Source organism: Gillisia marina, assembly GCF_000258765.1.
Classification (GTDB): domain Bacteria; phylum Bacteroidota; class Bacteroidia; order Flavobacteriales; family Flavobacteriaceae; genus Gillisia; species Gillisia marina.
This window is the reverse complement of record NZ_AJLT01000059.1, coordinates 1-3,038: the sequence shown is the minus strand read 5'-3', so window position 1 is coordinate 3,038 and position 3,038 is coordinate 1. Positions and strand designations below refer to the sequence as shown.

At 35.5% G+C, this 3,038-nt stretch carries 3 protein-coding genes; all 3 read left to right on the top strand.

The window, feature by feature from the left end; all coding sequences use genetic code 11:
* Positions 1-573: energy transducer TonB family protein (locus ON07_RS16590; protein ID WP_010232088.1), on the top strand; the 573-nt coding region annotated here is incomplete at its 5' end.
* A gap of 29 nt (positions 574-602) precedes the next feature.
* On the top strand, positions 603-1,796 hold the full coding sequence (locus tag ON07_RS12640) for a bifunctional folylpolyglutamate synthase/dihydrofolate synthase (RefSeq protein WP_010232084.1): 1,194 nt from the start codon (positions 603-605) through the stop codon (positions 1,794-1,796).
* 229 nt (positions 1,797-2,025) lie between these two features.
* Positions 2,026-2,850 (top strand): hypothetical protein, encoded by an 825-nt coding sequence (locus ON07_RS12635; RefSeq protein ID WP_010232081.1) that lies wholly within the window; start codon positions 2,026-2,028, stop codon positions 2,848-2,850.
* The last annotated feature ends 188 nt before the right edge of the window (positions 2,851-3,038 follow it).

The window sequence follows — 3,038 nt, the reverse complement described above, 5'->3', positions numbered from 1 at the left end:
GAAGAGGTGGTCACACAAGATTCTGAAGAAGCTCCGGTTATTCAGAAAAAAGCAGAGAAGAAACCTGTGATCCAAGAAACAAAAGTGGAGCCTAAAAAATTGCCACCTGCAAAGAAACCAGATCCAACACCGGATAAGTCTACTACAGATGCTATGAGTAGTATTTTAAATGGGCCAAAAAGCGATGGAACAGCAACCGGTGGAGAAGGGAACGATAGAGTTGCCGGAGATAAAGGAAGCAGAGATGGAGACCCCAATGCTAGTGCGTATTATGGAAATGGATCAGGTTTAGATGGCGATGGAAATTACCGTTTAGGAGGAAGAAAAGCTTTGAACAAGGAGAAGATTCCGCAGGATTGTAATCAGTCTGGAATTGTGGTTGTAGAAATTAAAGTGAATCAAAACGGGCAAGTAATAAGTGCAAGTCCAGGACATAGAGGTACTACTAACAGTGCAACTTGTCTAACAGAACCGGCAAGAAAGGCTGCACTAGCTACAAGATTTAATAGTGATTCTAATGCACCTTCTGTGCAAACAGGATATATTACCTATAATTTTAAATTATCTGAATAGTGCTTACGTATTCTAAAACTGTTGAATGGATGTTTCAGCAGTTGCCAATGTATCAGCGTGTAGGAGCTGATGCCTTCAAAAAAGATCTTTCCAATAGTGTCAATTTATCAGAATTCTTGGGAAATCCCCACAAGAATTTTAAGTCCGTTCATGTTGCGGGCACTAATGGGAAAGGTTCTACAAGTCATATGTTAGCTTCAATTCTTCAAGAAGCGGGCTATAAAGTAGGATTGTACACTTCGCCACATCTTCTAGATTTTAGAGAACGAATCAAGATCAATGGAAAGGAAATTCCAGAAAATGAAGTCATACAATTTATCGCTGAAAATAAAGCATATTTAGAAGCTCAGAAACTATCTTTTTTCGAAATGACTGTAGGTTTGGCTTTTAGTTATTTCAGCAAAGAAAAGGTAGATATGGCTGTTATTGAAGTAGGTTTAGGTGGAAGGTTAGACTCCACAAACATTATTAAGCCCATTCTTTCTATTATCACCAATATTGGACTAGATCACACCAATATGTTAGGCAATACCCTTGCCGAAATTGCTTCAGAAAAAGCTGGGATTATTAAACCGGATACTCCCGTTATAATTGGTGAGTTTCAGGAAGAAACCTATCCAGTTTTTCAAAAGATAGCCGAAATAAATTCAGCAGAAATTTCACTCGCTTCTAAAACCGATATTCAGTTAAAAACAGATTTAAAAGGCGATTATCAGAAAAAAAATACTAGGACTGCATATGTTGCAGCTCAATTTCTTCAATCCAATGGTTTTAAAATTTCTTCAGAAAGCATAAAGCAAGGATTACGCTCTGTTATAGCGAATACAGGGCTTCAAGGTAGGTGGCAGCAAATCAATTCAAATCCAAAGGTTATTTGCGATACCGCTCATAATAAGGAAGGTTTAACGTATGTATTAAATCAGCTAAAGAAAGAATCTTATAAGGAACTACATATCGTTCTAGGTTTTGTGAACGATAAAAAATTAGAAGATGTTTTAGCTTTATTTCCAAAAAATGCTACTTATTATTTTTGCAAACCTAATATTCCACGAGGATTGGATGAAAGAATCTTGTTTCAGGAGGCTTCAAATTTCAATTTAAAGGGGAATGTATACTCTAGCGTAAAAAAAGCATATCAAGTCGCGTTAAGTCAAGCAAATGATACAGATCTTATTTTTATAGGGGGTAGTACTTTTGTGGTAGCCGATGTGTTAGCTCTTTAACACAAAATTCTTATATTTTATCGACTATACTCCTTGAAATCGAGAGTTAATGACATATTTTTTATAAATTAGTATGAATGTATTAGCTGCTCACGCTACATATTTAGAGGCTATACTCATTATTTGATTTTTCCTCCCTTTTATACCCCATAGTTTTTTAAGAATAATTTCAGGCAAGACTCAACTCGCCCTGCTAATTATATTTTTTACTAACTAAACTTTTATTACTATGAAGACTTTAAACACTTTATTGAAGGGTATTGGTATGTTATTTCTGTTAACGGCTTATGCAAGTTTCGCGCAGGATAATGCAAACGCTTCAGCGGAATTTGAACCTGTTTATGTAACCATCACAACTGCCCACTGGAATCCAGATCCGGATGTGAATTTTGATGATTGGAAAGCTACTGAAAAGAAGTATTTTGATAAGGTTACTATGAAAAATGATTTGATTCTTAGCTCCGGATATTATACTCATTACTTTACGCCTGATAATTCTGAGGTTGTCTTGGTGAATGTTTATAAAAATTGGGAGGATATTGAAAAGGCAAATGAAAAGAATGAGGAATTGGCAAAGGCAGCTTGGCCGGATGAAGCGGCTAGAAAAGCTTTTTTCGATAAACAAGGTAAATATTATACTCCGTACCATAGCGACGAAATATATCTTTCGTTACCTTATACTTTCGATAATCAGGTAGAATCTGAGGAGCCTAAAGTGGTGTATTTAAGAAATAACGAAATGTCCTTAAATGGGAATAACAAACCAGAATTGATGAAGGAATATTTTGAAAAAGTAACTAAAAACCTTACTTCCTTAAAAGCGTATTATACACATAGGCATCTTTGGGGTTCCGATAGTCGGCAATTTGGCGAAGCTTATTTCTACGATAATTTCGCCGACATAGAAAAAACCTTTGATGAAATTGAAGAACTAGAGAAAAAAGCTTGGCCGGATGAAGCTAAACGAGAAGAATTTATGAAGGAAAGAGGAAAGATGTTCACTGGAAAACATGCCGATTATGTTTATAGAACGGTACCCGGATTAATGAAATAGAGATGGTATTTATTTGACTCTGAGTCTTTCTGATTCAGAGTCATTTTTTATATGGAAGGTTTGGAGATTTCCATATTTTCTGAAGTTAAAATTATTTTATTTTTTTTTAAATATTAGTTTGTCATATTCAAAATGTAGTCTATATTTGCATCCGCATTCAAGCGTTTGCGGGCAATTAGCTCAGTTGG

Bases quoted from the DNA above. Each gene is read 5' to 3' on its own strand.
- ON07_RS12640 (WP_010232084.1), top strand. From the start codon at position 603: ATGTTTCAGCAGTTGCCAATGTATCAGCGTGTAGGAGCTGATGCCTTC.
- ON07_RS12635 (WP_010232081.1), top strand. From the start codon at position 2,026: ATGAAGACTTTAAACACTTTATTGAAGGGTATTGGTATGTTATTTCTG.